Annotated in this window: 17 protein-coding genes and 1 pseudogene; 10 read left to right on the top strand and 8 right to left on the bottom strand. The window is 37.6% G+C overall.

Annotated features, from left to right (window positions below; all coding sequences use genetic code 11):
* Positions 1-1,302, bottom strand: a 1,302-nt coding sequence (locus CUN59_RS10995; RefSeq protein WP_104387877.1) for a glycosyltransferase, incomplete at its 3' end; no start/stop codon positions are given.
* Positions 1,303-1,526: 224 nt separating this feature from the next.
* Between CUN59_RS10995 and CUN59_RS10990 the strand changes: the two genes are divergently transcribed.
* Positions 1,527-2,189, top strand: coding sequence for a glycosyltransferase family 2 protein (locus tag CUN59_RS10990; protein ID WP_104387876.1), 663 nt, complete (start codon positions 1,527-1,529; stop codon positions 2,187-2,189).
* 9 nt (positions 2,190-2,198) lie between these two features.
* Positions 2,199-3,521, top strand: a complete 1,323-nt coding sequence (locus CUN59_RS10985) for an ABC transporter substrate-binding protein (protein WP_104387875.1) — start codon at positions 2,199-2,201, stop codon at positions 3,519-3,521.
* A gap of 405 nt (positions 3,522-3,926) precedes the next feature.
* Here the strand turns inward: CUN59_RS10985 and CUN59_RS10980 are convergent, their stop codons facing one another.
* The 4 genes from CUN59_RS10980 to CUN59_RS10965 form a co-directional block, all read right to left on the bottom strand.
* The gene (locus tag CUN59_RS10980) at positions 3,927-4,700 is read right to left on the bottom strand and encodes a putative sugar O-methyltransferase (RefSeq protein ID WP_104387874.1); all 774 of its coding nucleotides are present in this window, start codon (positions 4,698-4,700) and stop codon (positions 3,927-3,929) included.
* A gap of 332 nt (positions 4,701-5,032) precedes the next feature.
* On the bottom strand, positions 5,033-5,731 hold the full coding sequence (locus CUN59_RS10975) for a hypothetical protein (RefSeq protein ID WP_104387873.1): 699 nt from the start codon (positions 5,729-5,731) through the stop codon (positions 5,033-5,035).
* A gap of 531 nt (positions 5,732-6,262) precedes the next feature.
* Positions 6,263-7,429, bottom strand: coding sequence for a hypothetical protein (locus CUN59_RS10970; RefSeq protein WP_104387872.1), 1,167 nt, complete (start codon positions 7,427-7,429; stop codon positions 6,263-6,265).
* 245 nt (positions 7,430-7,674) lie between these two features.
* A complete protein-coding gene (locus CUN59_RS10965; protein WP_104387871.1) occupies positions 7,675-7,866 on the bottom strand; it encodes a CbtB domain-containing protein in 192 nt (63 codons plus the stop codon).
* A 377-nt stretch (positions 7,867-8,243) separates the two neighbouring features.
* Here CUN59_RS10965 and CUN59_RS10960 point away from each other — a divergent pair, with 377 nt between their 5' ends.
* The 3 genes from CUN59_RS10960 (at position 8,244) to CUN59_RS10950 (ending at position 11,120) form a co-directional block, all read left to right on the top strand.
* A complete protein-coding gene (locus tag CUN59_RS10960) occupies positions 8,244-9,269 on the top strand; it encodes a multicopper oxidase domain-containing protein (protein WP_104387870.1) in 1,026 nt (341 codons plus the stop codon).
* A 210-nt stretch (positions 9,270-9,479) separates the two neighbouring features.
* The gene (locus CUN59_RS10955; RefSeq protein WP_104387869.1) at positions 9,480-10,505 is read left to right on the top strand and encodes a ComEA family DNA-binding protein; all 1,026 of its coding nucleotides are present in this window, start codon (positions 9,480-9,482) and stop codon (positions 10,503-10,505) included.
* A 180-nt stretch (positions 10,506-10,685) separates the two neighbouring features.
* Entirely contained in the window at positions 10,686-11,120 is a 435-nt protein-coding gene (locus CUN59_RS10950) for a ferritin-like domain-containing protein (protein WP_104387868.1), read from the top strand.
* 125 nt (positions 11,121-11,245) lie between these two features.
* Here the strand turns inward: CUN59_RS10950 and tnpA are convergent.
* Positions 11,246-11,565, bottom strand: a pseudogene (gene tnpA, locus CUN59_RS10945) (IS200/IS605 family transposase).
* A 73-nt stretch (positions 11,566-11,638) separates the two neighbouring features.
* On the opposite strand from tnpA, the gene CUN59_RS10940 reads away from it, so the two are divergent.
* Positions 11,639-12,595, top strand: a complete 957-nt coding sequence (locus CUN59_RS10940) for an FTR1 family iron permease (RefSeq protein ID WP_104387867.1) — start codon at positions 11,639-11,641, stop codon at positions 12,593-12,595.
* A gap of 312 nt (positions 12,596-12,907) precedes the next feature.
* Here the strand turns inward: CUN59_RS10940 and CUN59_RS21425 are convergent, their stop codons facing one another.
* Positions 12,908-13,063, bottom strand: coding sequence for a QAALIT motif small membrane protein (locus tag CUN59_RS21425; RefSeq protein WP_165790185.1), 156 nt, complete (start codon positions 13,061-13,063; stop codon positions 12,908-12,910).
* A gap of 413 nt (positions 13,064-13,476) precedes the next feature.
* Between CUN59_RS21425 and clpP the strand changes: the two genes are divergently transcribed.
* On the top strand, positions 13,477-14,082 hold the full coding sequence (clpP, locus tag CUN59_RS10935; protein WP_104387866.1) for an ATP-dependent Clp endopeptidase proteolytic subunit ClpP: 606 nt from the start codon (positions 13,477-13,479) through the stop codon (positions 14,080-14,082).
* 49 nt (positions 14,083-14,131) lie between these two features.
* Here clpP and CUN59_RS10930 read toward each other — a convergent pair whose 3' ends face one another.
* Entirely contained in the window at positions 14,132-14,833 is a 702-nt protein-coding gene (locus tag CUN59_RS10930; protein WP_104387881.1) for a slr1353 family protein, read from the bottom strand.
* A gap of 743 nt (positions 14,834-15,576) precedes the next feature.
* Here CUN59_RS10930 and CUN59_RS10925 point away from each other — a divergent pair.
* From CUN59_RS10925 to CUN59_RS10915, 3 genes are all read left to right on the top strand, one after another.
* Entirely contained in the window at positions 15,577-17,925 is a 2,349-nt protein-coding gene (locus tag CUN59_RS10925; RefSeq protein WP_104387865.1) for a ribonuclease R family protein, read from the top strand.
* 93 nt (positions 17,926-18,018) lie between these two features.
* The gene (locus tag CUN59_RS10920; RefSeq protein ID WP_104387864.1) at positions 18,019-18,639 is read left to right on the top strand and encodes a flavin prenyltransferase UbiX; all 621 of its coding nucleotides are present in this window, start codon (positions 18,019-18,021) and stop codon (positions 18,637-18,639) included.
* Positions 18,640-18,955: 316 nt separating this feature from the next.
* Positions 18,956-19,582, top strand: a complete 627-nt coding sequence (locus CUN59_RS10915; RefSeq protein WP_104387863.1) for a LapA family protein — start codon at positions 18,956-18,958, stop codon at positions 19,580-19,582.
* The last annotated feature ends 33 nt before the right edge of the window (positions 19,583-19,615 follow it).

The raw sequence follows: 19,615 nt of genomic DNA, 5'->3' as shown, positions 1-19,615 counted from the left end.
ATCTTCAACCGTCTTGTCACCCGTTAAGCTGACTGACTGATTTTTTAATATCACTTCCTCAATAATATCAACAGCACGACCTACTCCTCCTGCTTGATTCATTGCTGTTTTTAGCCTCAAAGCATTATTTTTGTAAGATGGTTGCGTCAATACTTCTTGAATAGCTTGACGTAATCTAGGAGTAGTTAACCGGGAAGTAGAAATAAACTTTCCTGTGCCAGACCAGACAATACGTGCGGCTACTCCTGGTTGGTCATTAGTAATCGGAATAGTCACCAAAGGTACACCATAAAACAATGACTCCAAAACAGTATTAGTTCCAGCATGACAAATAGTTAAACTTGCTTTTTGTAGCAGTTCTAACTGTGGAGCATATTTCACAACTATGGGATTTCCTGGTAAGTTTGGTAAGTCTTGAGGTTCTAGTCCACCTCCCAGTGCAAGAACTAATTGAGCATCTAGACCTACACAACTTTCCGCAATATGATGGAAAATATTATGCAGCCGATTTTGTAATGTTCCCATCGAAGCATAAATGAGAGGCTGTCCATTTAATTTTTCAAAGGGAAAATCAACGGATTTTCTAGCTGTAACATCAAAGTGGGGTCCAGTAAAATGAAGTAATCTTGCTAAATTAGGTCTTGGATACTCAAACTCGGCTACTTGTTGACTAATAATTGCTAATTTAGAAACAGAGTAAAAATCATTAATATTAGTACAAGGTGGTAAATTCCATTCACGGCGAAATTTTGAAATTACCTGTCGGATAGGTTTACTAAAACTCAACAACATTAACTCATAACCTACACGATTTCTTAACCTTGCCCACCATGCTGGATTATATTGCCAAGTTTTAAAATATGGCGGAATAGAATGATCAAAACCATTGACTAGGGCGGAACAAACAGTCACAAAAGGTATATTCAAAAAGTCGGCTACTGTGCTTCCTCCAAATATACATTCATCAATTATTAGTGCTTCTATTCCAGCATCTTGAATAACTTGTGGCGCATCCCGCAAAAATAAAGCTGTGGTTTGTTCTGATAAAGAAGTTGTGTAACGTAATGCGGTTAACCCATTGAGTTTGCCCAACTCCTCATAAAATTTAGCTGTTGTTCCCACTGGCAACTCATCCCCAGAAATAGGACGAAATCCCAAGCCAGCAGCTTCGGCATTGGGTTCTGCATCAGCCATCCCCAAAACAGTGACACGATGACCTCGTTTTTTGAGTTCGCGTCCTAAAGCAGTCATAGTGTTTAAGTGACCAGTAGCGGTGGGGCAAATCGTGCCAAAATGAGTCATAGGCTGAAAAAATATATTTAATGAATATTGAACCAACTGTAAAATGTTTTATCAGATTGGTTTTGACTGCATTCTGAAGTTTGTAAATATTTCAGAATATTAGTTATCATTGTTACCTAGTATTTAAGGGAATGATCACTAACTTAGTCATTTTACCATGTTATGCGATACTAGATATTAGTTGATACGCCATTAACCTACCTTTTATCTGTAAATAACTCACCATGAGTCCTATCGCTTTTGATATCACCCCAGAAATTAGCATTATTGTCTGTACCTATAACCGCGCTCATTACTTAAATAAAGGCATTGAGAGTGTCCTCAATCAAACTTTTACAAATTGGGAACTTTTAATAGTGGATGATGGTAGCTGTGATAATACATTTGAAATTGTCAATCCCTATCTTGGTCAATACAATAATATCCGGTATTTAAAGCATCAAAATAAAAAACAATGCTATGCCAAAAATGCAGGTATACAGGCATCATTTGGTAGATACATAACACTGCTTGATAGTGACGACTCATACAAACCAAATCATTTAGAGTCACGATTAGAATATATGAAAGCTCATCCAGAAATTGATTTGATTCAAGGAGGATTTTTTAGCGAAGAAGAAATTTTAGTTGCAGATTATTTTCAACCAGGTAAGTTAATTAATTTAAAAGAATGTGTTTTGGGTCCAACATTTTTTGGTAAAAGAAAGGTATTTTTTGAGTTGCAAGGATTTAAACACATGACTTATGGAGAAGATACAGATTTATGGGAAAGAGCAGAAAAAATCTTTAAAACACACACAATAAAAGAGCCTGAAACTTATGTTTATACTAGGGCTGAAACTAGCGTAAGTAAGAATTTTACTAATAGTATTTCTTCATCTATCTAATGTATTTCTATGAACATCAGCCAAGTTCAAATTGTCCCTAAAATTAGAAGTTTTTACCAACAGTTATTTAATTCTAGTGGGAAACTTTCTCTTTTAGTGATTGCAGTTGTTTTCTGCATTACACTATTATCCAGTTGTCAAAGCTATATACATAAAGACACAAGCATTATTCATTTAACCCTGTGGCAAAGTATTAATCCACCTAAGAACCGATATGTTTTTGATAAATTAGTGGACAGATTTAATCAAACTCATAGGGATATTCAAATAGAGTCTGTTTATGCCGAAGGATTACCCAAAATATTAACCGCCGTTGTTGGTAATGCACCTCCGGATATTTTAGCATTTGATCCACAACTGACGGGACAATTTGCCGAATTAGGAGCAATTGTACCTTTAGAACAGTGGTTAGAGAAATCACCGGTTAAATCAGAAGTTAGTCCCCGTTTATTTAAGGAATTACAATTAGATGGCCATCAATGGTCAATTCCATTTTATACCAGCAACATTGGTATTTTTTACCGTCATGATTTATTTGCAAAAGCAGGAATTTCTCAACCTCCTAAAACCTGGGAAGAATTTAGAGAAGTTGCTAAAAAATTAACAATAGATAAAAATGGCGATAAAACACCAGAACAATATGGAATGTTATTACCTTTAGGTAAGGGAGAATGGACTGTTTTTAGTTGGTTTCCGTTTTTATTAAGTTCTCAAGGAGAAATAGTCACTAATGACCGTCCCAATTTAATTAATAAAAGAACTATTACTGCTTTAAAATTCTGGGAAAACTTAATTAAAGATGGTTCTGCAACTCTTTCTCCCCCAGAAAGAGGTTATGAGGAAGATGCTTTTCTCAGTGGTCGTGTAGCCATGCAAATTACCGGATCTTGGACTTATATTACCAAGTCTAAAGTAGATTATAAAGTTTTTCCCATTCCTACTAATATGACTCCAGCTACAGTTACAGGTACAGGTGGTTTTTTTATTATGAAAACCCAACCAGAAAGAGAAAAAGCCGCCTTTAAATTTTTAGAATTTGTTTTAAGTGAAGAATTTCAAACAGAATGGGCAATAGGTACAGGATTTTTACCAGTTAACATGAAATCAGCAGCAAGTCCAGAATATAAAAAATATCTCAGTGATAAACCCTGGTTACAAGTATTTGTAGACCAAATGAGTGTCGCTGGTTCTCGACCAATTCTGGCTGGATATAGTCGCATTTCTGATAGTTTGGGTAGAGCAATTGAGGCGACATTATTAGGTAAATCTTCAGCCGAAACCGCTTTAAAAGAAGCACAAGAGCGTCTAGAAGTAATCTGGCCAGAAAAATAAAAATGGCTCTCCCAGAGTGGGTATGATAATTTAATAAAAAATAATGCTTGAGAACCTTATTATACAGGAATTTTATGAATATAAAATAACTGATTTAATAAAAATTGATTTTGATTTTATTGAATCTCCTGCTACATAATTAATTTAGGTAAGCATTAAGTATTAAGTTTTCATAAGCTGTTGTGCATTTAATTTGGTGCATTTAATTTGTATAATTCTTGCGGGCAAGATGCCCGCACTACAAGAAATAACAACATTAGGATTATTGGATCTAGCTGCGTAACAGCTTATCTAGTCTATGAGAGCCATAAAAATCTAGAATTTTTGAGATTTCGTAGGACGGGCATTGCCTACCCTAATGTTGTTAAGAGAATTGAAGACGTGAATAGATAAGATAAATTTTGATTACCAAACTAAGGTACAATCTCTAGGATCTAAGATAGCAACTTCTTCTTTGATTTTAATTTGAGGAATTAGTGCAATAAATTCTTCTTTGGTATAAGAATTAAATTCTTTTGGATTGATTTCATTGTATGTAATATAACCTCGTTGAGCAGGAATTACAACTTTTTCTAAATAAACTTGTTGTATTTCTCTTCTAATCTCCGTCAAGGCATAATTACTGATCACAAGATCATAACTATTTCCTAATAGTTCATTCATTGTTTTATAAACAACCGTCGTATTTAATGGGTAATGATCTAAATATCTTTGGGCTAGTTGTAACACGGATTTCAAATCAACCAATGTATAGGTTTTGATATTGAAATAACTACTAATAATTCTACATAGCCCTCCATAACCAACACCAATTTCACAAATATTGAAGTTATCTAGAGTTCCAAATTCAGATTCTAAATCTGATAGAATTTTTATGTATCTCAGAGTAGGTGGTGCTATTGTCCCAATACCTTCGTAATCAAAAACTCTCGGATTTCCAATCAAATCATTCTTCCGAAATTCATTAATATTGCTTAATACATTGGACTCGGACTTTTGCGTTGCTTCCAAATACTCCAAACCTTGCTCAAAGGAATCATGTTCTAATGCAATATTGTATATTTCATTTTGACGGAAATCCTTAAATATAGAATAGTCTAAACTGGCTTTTAAACAGAATTCAGGATAGTCAAGATTGTCAGTGAGGCTAGTTTGAAAACTCTTATTTTCGTGATACATGCGTACTGCTTTCCTTTTTCATAAGTTGTTTAAGTGCAAAGTACCATATATCAACTACATATTCAATAAGTATCTGGACAGAATTAATTACATATTAGTTATTTACCAATTCTTTATCAGTCAAGAATTTCAGCCCAGATGTTTGTGTAATTAATTTTGTCCTATTACTTATGAGTGAAGATTTATACAGAAGTAGGGTAAATTTTCACTACGAAGAAAGGAAGGAAAGTAATAAAAGCCGTTTCTGATACTTCTAGTTCTTAGGTAATATAAGAATACAGTCGAGTGAGAGACTTGTTAATTTACTAAACGTGATATCAGTCATACTGGTACTATCTAACCTCCTGTTTACACATTTGCAATATTCTTCTATCATTTGCACTCACAGAATTTAACTGATAATAGTCTTGCAAACTAATTGAATGAGTATAAGTTTCTGAAGTATCATCACTAATTTTAGGAATTGTGCTGGTGGTAGAAACTTCCACTGCACCCACTTCACCAGGAGAACTCTTGACTGTCATGGCTAATTCTCCTGACTTGCCTAAAGTTCCTTGAAAACAACTCAACTCAGATTGAGGTACATACAAAGCACCAACTATTCTATTTTGCCGTTTTTGAAACAGAATATAACCTTCTCCTAATTGATTTGGTTGTGTAGATTGTCCATAGAGATAAATACCATCTTTATCAGGAAATTGCACTTTTCCTTTGATATTTAATTCTCTAGATTTTGTAGATAGTGTAGTAATATTTTCTGTTAATTCGTCAGTAGATGACTGATAAGAAGTATTAGCTATTGATGGTTGAATGCTTTCCTCTTTCGTGAGTTTGAGGTCTGATAATACAGGAGTATCAGACATAGTTTTCGGGACTATATAGTTATTTGCTAGGGCTGTGGATGACAGCAATTTTTGATGTTGTTGACCTGTATAGCTAACACCTAACATACCAGTAATAGCTAGGATTAAACTCAGCATAGGGACTTTTAATTGCTGATGAGTCATTAACTGAGAAATATATTTAAACACCTGATTTCTCCTATAAAAAACTTAACTACTGCACTCGGATTTAATTGAATAATAACTAAACATTGATACCTAGTAATTCCCTCAAAAGTTTTATATATTATTATTCCTGAAAAGTTCCTATTAAATCTATTTTTAGGCTTTTTTTAGTCCAAAATATGTAAATATCAATATCTCAAAAATTCTAGCTTTATTGCAGAATTCCTCCCCTGGTAGGAAGACAACTATATTTTTAACTATCAATTCAACCTAGATCAAATTTTGCTTAATAAATTATCTGTCTAAAAATTAACCTCAAAGATTGTAAATCAAAAATTATTTCTTGAGTATGGGGTACAAAATCAATCATAATACTCAATTAATAACCACATTTTTGAAGAATTGAAAGGCGATTTAAAAGACAAAGAGCTAAAATTACTATTGAATAATCCGGCAAAATTCCCTAAATAGAGAAGTAATTCCTACTACAAACAAATATTCTGACTCCTGTACGGGCGAACGGCCGTTCGCCCCTCCTGACTCCTGTTCTTACTCTTAATTTCCCCTCAATGGCAATCCTCTTTTATGCTGAATTAACAACCCAATCGCCATTCCCATACCCACAATAGCCGTAAAATAAAATAAGCCAATTAACCGAATATAAATTGGTGGTGCAATTCCCTCAACTTCGACAAATTGCGCTACCTTCACTCCTGGAAACTGACGTGAAGATTCAGGTAAAGAAATAGCTTCTACTTCTACCTTATGAGGTGCGCCATCAAAAAATTGTTCTTGCCAGATTAACTTCCCTTCTGCATTAGGAAATCCCTGATAAGCAAACACCGTTAAATTATCTTCCAATGCGATCGCTTTTACTCGCAATCCTACATCCTTAATAGCTGCCCCTGTAGTGCTATCCTTGACCTCAACCGCTAAATTTGCCAACCTCCCCACAGTCGCCATTTTATCGCCTGTAATCTTGATTTTCATGCCCTGATATTGGCTAATTGATGGGGCTATCTTCTCGTTTTTATGATTATGTGCATCACCATGAGCTTCCGCAACTTCCGCCGTGATATTAATAAATAATAGAGTCACAATTGCCACTACGGTTAATGCACTTAACAACAACCGGACAGACTGCGGGGCAATTTCCCCATCTTTAATTTCCTCTTGTCCACCAATTACCCAACCGCCTAACAATCCTAATGATAATAAAATCGCTGCGATGACAGCAAAATATTTATATTTAACGGGATTTTCTCTCACATTTAAATTCAAAGTTTGCTCATAACTAGCAAAAGCATTTGCCTCTAAAGGAGAAACATTAACTTGAATTTGATAATTACCCCGAATTGGTAACATTTGCTCAAATTCTAATTTACCATTAAGTGCAGCCGCCTCCAATTCTAATAACTTTGTTCCTTCCACAATAGGAAAATCTGTAGTTAAAAAATGATTACGGGGAGGTGTGGAAATCTGTAATTTAATTAAAGCATTGTTTAATAGTTTTCCTCTAGCGTCAACAGCTTGCAATGTAAACTTAACTGGAGATTGTTCCCTATCTGTACCAGCTTCAAAGGGGAGAATTTTTTCTAAAGATGGGTTTGTAGTTAATAAAACTTGAGATTGAGGAGTTTGGGCAACTCCCACCCAAGAATATAAAATTGATAAACAAATACAAGCAGCACTGATAAGAGCAAACAGGCGATACTTTTTCATAGTCAACTAAGATTTAATTGCAAAGAAATATGTTATTTATCTAGGACTAATATGTAAGAATTCAGGATACATAATAATCAAATTTTTCAAATTATTCTTGATAATTGCACAAAAAACAGACTTCTGGAAGATGATAACTACCAACAAATATTCTGACTCCTGAATTCCGACACTGATATTTGATTTTTCAAAAAATAATGTACAGTGGGCATTGCCCACCATAAGCAAATTATCCAAAGATAAATTTAATGACAGGCCACGCCTAAAGCATGGTGACGCGCTGAGTGTGCTGTGTTATGCGCTGGCGGATAGGTGGAGAAAAACACAGTCCAAATAACTAAAGAAGATAACATCATATAAAGTGTTACCTGTACTGGTTTAGAAAGGGTAATACCAGCAGTTTTTTGTAATACTGAACTAGGAGAAAAAGCAGTCATTTGTCAACTCCCATAAATAGTTGGGCTAATTTATCAAAATAAAGTGTACTTTGCTGGTTAATAACTAGGACTTACGCACGAAGTCATCAAAAACCTGATTCTTTCCCAGGGGTAATTCATGAATTACCCCTACTTTTGAGGTATTTTGCCTAAGTCCTGATAACAAAAACATATTATTGATACCAGCAGTCATTATCAACATCCTAGTACCTTATTCTATGGACTAGGTTTTAGACAAGGGTAAAAAAACCAATATACCAAGAATAGTCCTGAAAATAAATTTTTCTAAGTTATTGACAATAATTCCTAATTTTTATAAGATATGTAAAACTAATTGCAAATAATTCTCATTTTCTCAATATACCCCTAAAAATCTCATGTCAGATAACTTTACCCTTAGTCAAGATAAAATTTGGACTCGTCGTCAACTGCTAAAATTGGGAGTTTCTGGTGTGGGAATTATGACTGCGGGGGCATTGTGGCAAATATTAGGCGGCAAAAATCATGCTATGGTGAGAATACCACCTATGGAGATGGCAGCAGCTAACGGTGCTACTAACCCCATGCAGGTGTTACGAGATTTTGATTATGGGACAATTAAACAGGAAAATGGGCGGACAATCCGCGAATTTCAATTAGTTGCTAGAACTTCCACCATCCAGCTTAATAGTGCTGTTTCCTATAACATTTGGGACTTAAACGGGCGTATCCCTGGACCCACACTGCGGGCAAAAGAAGGAGAAAGAATAAGAATACTTTTTCTCAATAAGGCTGGACATTCTCACTCCTTACATTTTCATGGAGTTCATCGCGCAGAAATGGATGGAGTACGGCCTGTGAGCAATGGTAAAGCCACTATCTATGAATTTGATGCCGAACCCTACGGCGTACATTTATATCATTGTCATGTTGCCCCGGTTACTCGCCACATTGCCAAGGGCTTATATGGAATGTTTATCATTGACCCGCCTAAACCTCGTCCCCCGGCTGACGAAATTGTTTTAATCATGTCTGGGTATGATGTCAATGATGATAACAAAAATGAATATTATGCGTTTAATGGTGTACCACATTATTATATGCACCATCCTATCCAGATTTATCAAAATCAGTTAATTCGGTTATATGTCCTAAACATTATTGAATTTGATCCAGCAGTGACGTTTCACCTGCACGCTAATTTCTTTGATGTTTATCGTTCCGGGATGACCATGACTCCCAGTGAAAAAACGGACGTTTTAACAATGGGTATAGCAGAAAGGCATATTTTAGAGTTTGCTTTTAAGTATCCAGGAAAATATATGTTTCATCCTCATCAAGATGCGATCGCTGAAAGCGGGTGTATGGGACAGTTTGAAGTAATCGCGGAAAAAGATTCCCAAAAATTGGTCAGTAAATCCTGACAAAACTCAGAAAGATTAGCAACTTAGTAAAACCCAAATTTAGTAATATCTGAAATTTACTTACTTAATTTATACTTGTCTTTTAGAAAAATAGTTGATAAATATTTGCATTTATGATAAATCATAATTATATCTAAAATGAAATATTTGCAAATTTATCTACTGCTAAATCCTTAAATTACAAACATTAACAGTTTACCAGGAGCAAAAATGATCAGATTCCCTTATTTATTCTTGTCTATCGCTGCTTGTGCCATGATTTCCTTGAGTTCTTGTACCAGCGAGACACCAAAAGCAGAAATGCAAACACAAAGTACAGTGCCGGTTTCAGAAATGAGCGCTCATGGTGGTCATGGTAATAAAGCTAAAATTAATATCAATAATGCAATTTTATCGCAGTTAGATAAATTAGAAGCTACATTAGGAGTCCCAGCTTTATCAAACAAAATTCAAGCTAACCGTCCCTACGCTAGTCCAGCGGATTTAGTCAGTAAAAAAGTAATTACTCAGCCACAGTTTGACCGAATTAAAGACATGGTGACAGTAGAGGAAGTGGTACTCACAGGAGAAGCCAAAGATATTGACTACATGACCAAATTGGGTTTGATGAAAGGACATCTTTTGGTAGCCAAAGAATTGTTAGATCAAAATCAGCCTAAACAAGCTCAACCCCATATTGGACACCCAGTAGAAGAAATTTATATTGATGTTGAAGAACAATTAGAAGAACGTAAAGTTAAAGAATTTAAAAGTAGTTTGGTCAGTTTAACCGACTTAGTTAAATCTAATCCCAAGGATGACAAAATTAAAACTAACTTTACTACTTCTGTAGAAGCTGTTGATAGTGCGATCGCTGCTTTACCAACCCAAGAACGTAGCAAACCAGAATTTGTTCTCCAAGTAATTAACGGTTTATTAGATGCAGCTAACTCAGAATATGGTGCAGCAACTGCTAATGGCAACATTGCCGCCCCCATTGAATATCAAGACTCTCGCGGCTTTGTAGTCTATTCCCAAGAACTATATCAAAATATTTCTAGCCAAATGACCCAGGAACATCCTGAGTCGCACAAAGCCATAGATACAGCTTTTATGGAATTGGTGAAAGTTTGGCCTACTGCTATCCCTCCAGCCCAAGCAGTCAACACTCCAGAAGATGTTACCAAGCTAGTAAAAATCATCGAGGAAAATACCCAAAAAGTGCGAACAAAAACTAGCACTAAAGCACAAAATTAGTATTTTCACACCATTGGAAGTCCAGAATAAGACGTTTAAAATGGTGAATAAGAGAGAAAATAGTTAAAAACTAAAAGTGAACCCAGTTTAGGGTTTCAAAACCTGAAAAAAGTATAACTGCTCACGAATAACTGGTAACTAAAAACTCTCCTGATGTAAATTTGTTCAACTTAACAACTAATGCAAGAACTCGACCACCAAAAGACCATTGATATTCTCAATGCCATCATGGAATTTGAACTAGCAGGGGTAGTTCGCTACACCCATTATTCCTTGATGGTAACAGGGCCTAATCGTATACCTATTGTGGCATTCTTCAAAGCCCAAGCCACAGAATCCTTACTTCACGCCCAACAAGTTGGAGAAATTCTTACAGGTTTAGAAGGACATCCCACTTTAAGAATTGCCCCCATGGAAGAGACTTTCAATCATACAGTCAAAGATATCTTGACAGAAAGTTTATCCCATGAAAAGAAAGCTTTAGATATGTATAAAACTCTTCTAGACACAGTAAATAACGCTTCTATCTACCTAGAAGAATTTGCCCGTGGCATGATCGGTCAAGAAGAAATGCACAATCTCGAACTCAAAAAAATGTTACGCGATTTCAGCTAATAAAGTAGGAGTCACCGAGTCAGGAGTCAGAATTTGGAAGTTAGAAGTCAGGAGAACCGACAACTGACCGAAAATAATGGGATACAAGCCCCGTCCTTCTAGGACGGCTTTTCTTGATTTTTGAGCTATTCCTTTAATATTTCTAACGGCGCACCTCCTACAGAAATAGCAAAATAACTAGGACTCGACAATGCTTCTTTATGGGTTTTTTTGTAGCCAGCTTGTCCATATCTACGGCTAGATACACCTTTTAAAGCATTTACTATTTGGGAAATAGATAGCTTAGGTGGATACTCAATAAGCGCATGAACATGGTTTTTTTCACCATTGAATTTAAGCACTTGAAAATTCATTTTTTCAGCAACCTCCATGATTTTTCAATCAAATCAATACTTTCTCCGATAAATACAGACCGACAATATTTAGTAACACAGACCAAATAAATCTTTAAGTCTCAAGAATCACCGCGCCTTTAGGTCAGTGAGTATGTCAAACATAACAACTAACAACTAACAAATATGAATTTTAGTACCGCCTTACCCACTTTTGTAATTACCTTACGCGAAGGAGTAGAAGCCGCCCTAGTCGTGGGTATTGTTCTGGCATTATTAAAAAAAGCCAAACAATCTCGATTAAATCCTTGGGTTTATGCTGGCGTAATCGTCGGTATTATTGTTAGTGGTTTAATCGGGTTTTTATTTACTGGCATCATTAAATTCTTAGGTTCAATTAATCCTCAATACACCTCTGTAGTTGAACCAGCTTTAGAAGGAATTTTTAGTATTTTAGCTATAATCATGCTGAGTTGGATGTTAATCTGGATGACCCAACAAGCCAGATTTATGAAAGCCCAAGTCGAGGGCGCAGTTACCGAAGCACTAGGAAAAAATTCAAATGCAGCTTGGGGGGTTTTTAGTTTAATTTTAGTCGCCATACTACGAGAAGGATTTGAAACAGTTCTCTTTGTCGCTGCTAATTTTCAACAAGGATTATTACCCACCATCGGCGCACTAGGTGGTTTAGCCACAGCAGCAGGAATTGGTGTCTTGTTATTTAAGTGGGGTGTAAGAATTAACATTCGCCAATTCTTCCAAGTTATGGGAGTGTTATTAATCTTAATTGTTTCTGGTTTAGTCGTTTCTGGTTTACAACATTTTGATGAAGCTACAGCTAATTTAGCTTTAAGTAGTCGTTCCTCGGAAAATCTCTGTTTCTATTACGAACATTTCACCAGAATTCACTCTTGTATTCTTGGTCCAATAGTTTGGAATACATCGAAGATTTTACCAGATGAACAATTCCCTGGTATTATTCTCAAATCATTATTTGGTTATAGAGACAAAATTTATATTGTCCAAGCAGTAGGATATTTTCTGTTTGTTATTACTATTGGTGGGTTATATTTCCGTAGCCTCACAGGTGGAACTGATCACAACAGTAAACATAAAATCATTCCTACTACAAGTAGGAATTAAAAAGGCAAATTTAGACTACATATAGCAGGGAACAGAGAACAGGAAATCAAAAAATATGCAACATTATTTATTTGATATGGCGGTATGCAGTTGAATGAGACACAAACGGTTACTGAGCGATAGCCTGCGTGGCGTAGCCATAGTCGAAGTCCTGAAAATTAAAAATGATACAGGATAAGGCTTTCTCTGCTGCCTCCTACCTGCTGCCTCCTGTCCCGGTTGGTGAGCGACTTGTACTGACTGAGCTGGCGATGCCCTGGGCTAGTCGAAGGGTCGAAGTAAGTCGAACCACCGCCTCCTGCTATATGATGTCTACTCCAAAACCCGAAAATTTGAACTAATGACAGGCCCAGAGATTTCGGCAAAAGGAGATACTACCTTGGGTTGTATTGAATTGGTATTACTCAATACAGCTATTATTTGTAATAAAAATGTAATCAAGGCTGCTTGCATAAGTTTTTCTAGCATAGTACCCCCTCTTTTTATATGGATGGCGTTTCCATAAGAACCTGTGATTTTGAAACTGTTATTGTAAATACACTTCGTGTTTCTCGTTTATCGGATTTAGTGAATATAATTTGAGAATATCTCACAAATATTTAAAAAAGTGTGATCTAGCTCTCTATATTAAATTTACCTGACAACTGGGACGTTAGTTTGAGTAAAAAGTGTCCATAAAACAGAAGTTTATTTTTAAATTTTTACCAATATTTAATAGTTGTACCTTACTCAGTTTCAATATTGACACCGTAAAAATACTTAACTTATTCTCTGCCCCTACCCTCTGTCCCCTGCTTATTTCTAATCTTTAGTTGGCAAATTCAACACAATCAGCCATTCTCACCGATAGAATAAATTGAAAATAGCTAAAAACACGCTGCATGATTCCTATCGTTATTGAACAATCAGGTCGAGGCGAACGCGCCTTTGATATTTATTCACGGCTGTTGCGTGAGCGGATTATTTTTTTGGGAGAACAGGTTGATAGCAATTTGGCTAACCTGATTGTTGCCCAACTGCTGTTTTTAGATTCTGAAGATGCCGAGAAAGATATATATATGTACATTAATTCTCCAGGTGGTTCAGTGACAGCAGGAATGGGCATTTTTGACACCATGAAGCAAATTCGCCCCGATGTTTGTACCATCTGTACAGGATTAGCAGCAAGCATGGGTGCTTTTCTCCTCAGTGCTGGGACAAAGGGTAAAAGGATGAGTTTACCTCATTCACGGATTATGATTCATCAACCTTTAGGTGGCGCTCAAGGGCAAGCAACTGATATCGCCATTCAAGCCAAGGAAATTTTGTATCACAAGCAGCGCCTTAATGAGTATCTAGCGGAACATACTGGTCAACCTTATGAGCGTATTTCTGAAGATACTGAACGGGATTTCTTTATGTCTCCAGCTGAAGCTAGAGAATATGGCTTAATTGACCAAGTAATTGACCGTCATGCGGCTGGTAGTCGTCCTGTAGCATTGGTTTAGTTATTAGTTGTACGGGCGAACGGCCGTTCGCCCCTACTGCCCAACTTATTTAAAATCCGGCAATGGGATCTGGTTGTGATTTGAGATAAGTGAGAAAATTTCGTAATTCCTCTTCACTGAGTAAAGAACGTCCGCGTTTACCATAGGTTTTGAGCAGATAATCTTTTCCCTGTTCTGGAGTCCAGCCTAAACGTTCTATTTCCACATCTGTTTGGGCAATGACATCCGATAAATTAACTGGTTCGTTATGTCTCTTTTTCTTACCCAAAGCTGACTGACTACCAGCATCTTCATAGGGGGTATAAGTACGAGGTGTAAAAGGTGTGACGTTACTGGGAGGAACTTCTGCTAATGGTGGATATTCTGGTTCTTGACTGGGAAAGATGTCTGGTTTGATAACTTGGGTATTAATTTGTGGTTCGATCACAGGTGGGGTATATGTCTGTGTGTTACCCATAGCAGTTACAGGTTTTGACTCCTGGACATTTGGTTTAATAGGTGCACAAGCAACAGATGGAAGGGGAGATTTTGCCAATTCGGTGGGCAGATTCTTCATTCCCAGCACTATCAAAGCTCTATCTATAGCATGATCTTCTGCTGCTTCTACTTTTTCTGCCCCTGCCATGCCCGTTGCACGGGTGATTCCCTCTAGCTGGATACTGACACGGACGATATATTTCCCTTGAAAAATTTCTACTAATTCTGAGATAATACTGCCGTTGGGGTACAAGTTCTGAAATTGTGCCAGCATCATAGTTTCAACCATTTTTATCTGAATTCTCGTAATAACATAAATTGCTAGTCAGGGAACAACTAACAACTGACAACTGACCATCCTCTAGACAAAACCCCATATTTCAATATAAAGTCTTACTGAGAACTCAGCAGTCACGACATTAAATATGTCTTGATACTACCAGTTGCTCAGGGTTAATTAACGGCAAATCCTCATCTTTCCCTAAATGCTATACTAGCCACTCAATTAGATATCTAAAAGTATTTTCAAATAAGTGCGCTCTAAATCTACAATAGTAAGGATAAGGTTTGCCCTCACTGCCTGTGTTTTACTGCTTACCTAATTGTTACCGATTCTACGTTATGGGAGAATTGGGTTTATCGGCAGTTTCTCCTAGTTAAGACATGACTAGCGCCACGCTAGGCTATCAGATGTTTATGGCGTGAAGTTACTGTTGTTCTCGTTCTCAACAATTAAAAACCTGTGATGAACCGAGTTGATAGCTTTTGGGTAGCAGGGAGAGTTCTCCAAACCAAGTCTCTCACCCACCCATAATCTAATTAGCTAGTGATGAATCATTGAGTATCAGGAGTGCAGAGTGAAAATTGTTGGGATCAAGATTCAGTAGCGCCCAAACAGATTCTGAGATGGTTGTTCAGTCGCAAGTCGGAGCAGGGACTTTTGCTGACTGTCACCCTAACTAGTAAAGAACCAGATTCGACAAAAAATGATGTTTTGACCAAAGGTCGGTTCACTGCATGGAATTTTCAATCGCTACACTTCTTGCCAATTTTACAGATGATAAATTGGTAGCTCGTAAAGTCCTAGAAAAAAAACTGGGTTGTGAGGATGAAGAAAGTCTCGAAAAACTGCAAATTATTTTAGATGTACTAGAAAAAATTGGCCTGTTGGTGAAGGAACGGGGCAAATACCGCCGTGTGACTGAAGAAGGGCTGATTGAGGCTAAATTGCGGTGTTCTAGTAAGGGCTTTTGTTTTGCAATTCAAGATACGGAAGGCTCGGAGGATATTTATATTCGGGAAAGTCATCTCAGTAATGCCTGGAATGGGGATCGCGTTTTGGTCAAGGTCCTCAAGGAAGGCAGTCGGCGGCGATCGCCTGAAGGAGAGGTGAAGTTGATCATGGAGCGATCTAATCACACTTTACTAGCTCGAATTAAGCAGGTAGAAAGCGGTTTTCGGGCTGTACCTTTAGATGACCGATTGCTGTTTGAATTGACACTGCAACTCAATAATATGGATTTGGCAGCAGCAATTGATCATTTAGCTCATGTGGAAATTCTCCGTTATCCATTGGCACAATATCCCCCCTTGGGTCGGGTGGTACAAATCCTGGGCAGTGATGCAGAAGCCGCAGCAGATATAGATTTGGTGACTTGTAAGCATGATCTTTCTCGCACTTTTGCCAATCATGTTCTAGATGCAGCGGCCAAGTTACCGAAGCGCATTCTTAAAGCAGACCTGAAAAATCGTCTTGATCTACGTGATGTGTTTACCTTGACGATGGAGAACGCCAATCAAGATGATACTGTGGTCGAAAATGCCTTCAGTTTAGAAAAAATTACTGCTGATAATTGGCGATTAATGTTTCACATCACGGATGTTTCCCATTACATCCAACCGGATGAAATCCTCGACCGGGAAGCATTGAAGCGGGGTAAGTCGGTCTATCTGGGAGAATTATTATTACCGATGTTACCAGCAGCGGTGATGGAACGTTGTTCTCTAGTTCCTGGTAGCGATCGCTTGGCTCTTTCTTTTGTGATCACTATTAACCCCCAATCAGGAAAGGTGGAGGAATGGGAAATTCAACCCACTGTGATCAATGTAGATGTGGCTGTGACTCATCCAGATACACAAAGCATCCTCGCTGGTGAAACTAGCAAAGTAGTGCGAGACATTCAAGAGCAACTCAAAGATTTGCAGACTTTAGCACAGGTCATTAAACAGGTGCGTTTTGAGCGAGGTAGTTTACAGCTAAATCTACCACCTAGCCATAATCCCTACTATGATGAAGGATATTTGGGATCGGTTGTCCTGAATGACTTACCGGGGCGACGCTTGTTCACTGAGTTGGTGATTTTAGTCAATCAACTTATGGCTGATCATCTCAGTGCTTTGGGTATTCCCAGTATTTGGCGGGTTCAAGGTACACCTGATACGGAAGATGTCCAGGAAATGCTCAAACTAGCCGTTAATTTAGGTGTGGAATTAGCTCTTGATCCAGAATTGGAAATCCAACCCCTGGATTATCAACACTTAACGGCTGCTTTTGCGGATTCGCCATCGGAACAGGTTCTGACTTATTTATTACAGGACACACTCAAACCGGCTGTATATAGCACCACCAAGAGTTCTCACTTTGGTTTGGCTTTATCCCAGTATGTCCATATCACCGCCCCCCTCCGACGTTACCCAGATATTCTTTTACAACGGGTTTATCATAATTTATTAGAATACGGACGCGATCGCCGTAATACCCGCGTCAAGGAACGGATTAACCTGCGACATTCCAATTGTCACGAAGAGATTAATTGGAATGTTCTCCCCCCAGAACTGCAACAAGAACTGCAAAGCGACTTAACCAGAGTTATCGTCCAAATTAATGATCGGGAAAAAGAAGTCCAAGAAGCTGAATCTGATTTAGCCGGACTCCAAAAAGCCTCCTTAATGAAACAACGCATTGGCGAAGTCTTTCCTGGAGTCATTACTGGTGTTCAATCCTACGGGTTCTTTGTGGAAATTGAAGTCCCTCTAGAATCGCCCAGGGAAGGAAATTTATCTAACACCTTACGGGTAGAAGGTCTAGTCCACGTCAGTTCCCTTAAAGATGATTGGTATGAATATCGCGCTCGACAACAGGCTCTATTTGGTCGCAAAAATCGGGCTTCTTACCGACTAGGCGATCGCGTCAGTGTGCAAGTTAAGAGTGTTGATTATTACCGCCAACAAATTGATCTTGTCACCGTTGGCCCCGATGGTTTACCCAAAGGCATGGCCGCAAATACCACTAATGGCGATTCCACAGATATTTATTCAGCCAATAAAAACGAGTCTTTTGATTTAGAACCCTATGATGAGGAATAGTCAGGTTTCCGTTGTCCGTTGTCCGTTGTCCGTTCCTCTTAAATACTAACCACTAATCCTAACCACTGACTACTGACCATTGACTAATGATTAATGACTAATAACACAAAACCTTTAATCCTCGGCGTAACAGGTGCATCTGGCTTAATTTACGCCGTTCGCGCTCTCAAATTCCTCTTGGCAGCAGAATATCACATTGAATTAGTAGCCTCTAAATCTACTTACACCGTTTGGCAAGCTGAACAGGAAATTCGAATGCCAGGAGAACCCGATAAACAAGAGCAATTTTGGCGAGAACAAGCAGGAGTTCCTGCACAAGGTAAACTCCGTTGTCATCCTTGGAGTGACGTTGGTGCAGGTATTGCCAGTGGTTCTTTCCGCACTCTGGGGATGATTATTATGCCCTGTAGTATGAGTACAGTCGCCAAACTCGCTGGGGGACTAAGTTCAGACTTGCTGGAACGTGCTGCAGATGTACAAATTAAAGAAGGTCGTAAACTGGTAATTGTCCCGAGAGAAACTCCTTTTAGCTTAATTCACCTGCGGAACTTAACTACCTTAGCCGAAACTGGAGTCAGAATAGTACCAGCTATTCCGGCCTGGTATCACAACCCCCAAACCATTGAGGATTTGGTTGATTTTGTTGTTGCTCGCGCTCTAGATCAATTAGATATTGACTGTATCCCTATTGAGCGTTGGCAAGGTCATTTATAGCAATTAAAAATTAGCAATTAAAAAATTAAAATAGCAAAACTCAGTTTTTAATTGTTAATTTTTTATCGGAGAAATGTCATCTATGCCAACAAAAAGCACTCAATTTTGGACTTACGATTTTGGATTGACTCTACTCTAAAGTGTAGAAAGTCGGAAATTTTAGATTTGGGATTGACGTTAGCGAAGCGTAAGCAGCGCGGCGAGTATTTTTCCATCCTGAAAGACAGGGACTTGTAACAAATTTTTTTAATATAAAATCTAAAATTTCCGATCATGGTTTTGTTCGTTGATTTGAATTTTGAACTTTAAATTACTTATGGCTGTAATTCGCTTAATTATATTAGTCACAGCAACGTTAGGACTAATAATATTATTAGTCCAAAACTTATCACCCTCACTGCCATTGGTATTTTTAGGAATGCGGACTCAATCCTTACCATTAGCACTATGGATTTTATTCAGTATCATTGCTGGCATGATTACCTCTGTAATAATTATCAGCTTGATGAAATTTACTACTTACTTAAATTTACAAGAACAACCTATACCTGTCTCCAAATCAATTCCTAGGTCATCCCGTGTCAAACCAAACACTCCACCGCCGACAAGTCCTCCCCCTCCAGTCAGTCAATTTGATGATGAATTTGACGATTGGGAAACAAATAGGAATGAAGATAATTGGAATGATGAAGATAATTTAGAATCAGTACCAGAAGCTTCTCCACCTGGAACCAGACCTAGTTCTGTTTATTCCTATAGTTCTCAATCACCGAAAAATACTGCTGTGGGTAAAACTGAAACTATTTATGATGCTGATTATCGAGTCATTATTCCCCCATACGAAGCACCAAGTCAAAACAAAGCTACAGATGACGACGACTGGGATTTTTTTGAAGATGATGAATTTACAGATGATAATGAAAATAAGCCCAAAAAATCCTAATTACAGCCTATTTTAACCCACATTACAACCTTG

Source organism: Cuspidothrix issatschenkoi CHARLIE-1 (assembly GCF_002934005.1).
Taxonomy (GTDB): Bacteria; Cyanobacteriota; Cyanobacteriia; order Cyanobacteriales; family Nostocaceae; genus Cuspidothrix; species Cuspidothrix issatschenkoi.
Note: the sequence above shows the minus strand (reverse complement) of the source record. Positions and strands in the feature narration are given on the sequence as shown.